At 32.8% G+C, this 1669-nt stretch carries 1 protein-coding gene; it reads left to right on the top strand.

Annotated elements, in window-relative coordinates; all coding sequences use genetic code 11:
- Window positions 1-63: 63 nt before the first annotated feature.
- A complete protein-coding gene (locus tag Megvenef_RS09385; protein WP_322777655.1) occupies window positions 64-1434 on the top strand; it encodes an ABC transporter ATP-binding protein in 1371 nt (456 codons plus the stop codon).
- The last annotated feature ends 235 nt before the right edge of the window (window positions 1435-1669 follow it).

The following is a 1669-nucleotide window of genomic DNA, read 5'->3' on the forward strand; positions in this document are numbered from 1 at the left end:
ATATTTTATTCCTCTTAGTTATATTAATTGATTATATAACCTATAAGGAATTTACACACTTAGATGGACAGACCCGGTTATGATCATTTTTGGGCTGAAATGCATCATGGTTTATCACAAAGAATATTGAAAATTATTATTAGTTTTTGCGTTCTCTCTATAGTTCATTTTAATCTTAGTTTATTTATTTGTGCTTGGAGCACCCTATACTTCCCAATTATGTACAAATATTCAATTAGATTGAATCACCTTTCTTTTGCTGAGACAGAAAGCAGACATCGCCTTATTGGACAAATTTCAGATAAAATCACCAACATCATTGCTATCTTATCGTTTTCTTCTAGAAAAGCGGAGCTGAAAAAACTAGATGAACAAATATCAAATGATTTCTTACCAAAACAAATTTTGGTTTATAAATATAGTTTGATTAGTAACATTATTAGCGGTGTATTTTTTCTTATTATGATGTCCTTCTTCCTCTTTTACATGGTACATCTGAGGATAAATAATTTAATCTCTGTTGGGGATTTTACTTTTGTCTTTGGTATTGCCATAGTGATAATAGAAGAAACATGGGAAATAACAATATCTATGCAGGATTTTGCCCGAAACATTGGGGACCTAAGAAGTTCCATTTCACTTTTATACACTCCTCAAATGGACATAGATAAACCAAATGCGAAGAGTTTAAAAATTAAAGATCCAAAGATAGAATTCAAGAACGTTAGTTTTGGGTATAATAATGATGATGGGGTTTTTAAGGATCTTAATTTATACATTAAAGCAGGAGAAAAAATCGGCTTAATAGGTTATTCAGGTGCTGGTAAGTCGTCCTTAGTTAACCTTTTGCTAAGGTATTTTAAAACTACTAGCGGTGAAATACTTATTGACGATCAAAATATTAATTACGTAACTCAAGATTCGCTCCGAGAAAATATTGCTGTTATCCCTCAAGACACGATGTTATTTCATAGATCGCTTTTGGAGAATATTAGATATGGTAGGCTAAGCGCTACCGAGGAAGAAGTTATTGAGGCAAGTAAAGCTGCCCATATTCATGAATTTATTATTAGATTACCAGATCAATACCAAACATATGTAGGAGAAAGAGGAGTAAAGCTTTCAGGTGGTCAAAGGCAACGTATCTCTATTGCTAGAGCAATTTTGAAAAATGCCCCTATACTAATTCTTGATGAAGCAACATCATCGCTAGATAGCCATACTGAGAAACTAATTCAAGATAGTCTTAATTTTCTAATTGAGAGTCAAGGTAAAACAGTTATTGCCATTGCACACAGGCTTTCCACCTTAAAACATATGGATCGCGTTATAGTTATGGATAAAGGGAAAATTATTGAAGAAGGGACTCACAACCAATTGCTCCATAACCACAAAGGCCTGTATAAAAAATTATGGGAATTTCAAGGAATTTAATCGAAATAGTAAAGCAGTTCGATTAAAATGGCAAAACTCACCGTGAATCTATGATTGATGAAATTCTTCCTTGACTCCATTAATATATCACCTAGAATTACAGTGGAGCAATGAATTTGCCGTAGGGTTTCGACCCCTCTGTTACATGGCTATAAACTAGTCTCTCCGTCAAAACTCTAAATTTTTGATATAATTTCAAGAATTTCAAAAATAAATCACCGCACATTCATTTTTT

Source organism: Candidatus Megaera venefica, from assembly GCF_034554655.1.
GTDB classification, from domain to species: domain Bacteria; phylum Pseudomonadota; class Alphaproteobacteria; order Rickettsiales; family Rickettsiaceae; genus Megaera_A; species Megaera_A venefica.